1 pseudogene is annotated in these 501 nt (G+C 44.5%); it reads left to right on the top strand.

From position 1 onward, the window contains the following. Nucleotides 1-366: pseudogene (locus ACS8FD_RS25075) on the top strand (RNA-binding transcriptional accessory protein); the annotation flags it as partial. Nucleotides 367-501: the final 135 nt, after the last annotated feature.

The raw sequence follows: 501 nt of genomic DNA, 5'->3' as shown, positions 1-501 counted from the left end.
AATGACTTCGTTGCAGATCCGATGAACCGCGTTAAACCAGGTGACATTGTTTCGGTACGCGTCATTTCTATTGATGAAAAACGTGGCCGCATTGGTTTTAGTATGAAGCCTGAGTCTGAAAAGCCAGCGCGTTCAGTAGCAAAGCCTACTTCAAGCACTGGTAATGATGACAAAGCCAGCCGCCCACGTAGCAACCGCCCAGCCGCCGATAAACGCCCATCAAAACCACGTGGCAATCGTCAAGACAAAGACAGCGCTAATAACCGCAGTAAAGCGCCTAGAGCTGATAAAGCTGAAGCGCCTAGCAAAATGGGTACACTTGGTGCACTGCTACAAGAAGCGGGTGTAACAAAAACTAAGAAATAATAGCAAGTAATTGATAAAGAGACATAAAAAGGCAGCCGTTAGGCTGCCTTTTTTATGCATACAACATATGTTTCCAGTAGTGATATATCTTTAACCAGCCATCGCTGAATTATCGTTAGTTAAACAACATTAACG

The organism is Psychrobacter sp. 1U2 (assembly GCF_051847575.1).
Note: the sequence above shows the minus strand (reverse complement) of the source record. Positions and strands in the feature narration are given on the sequence as shown.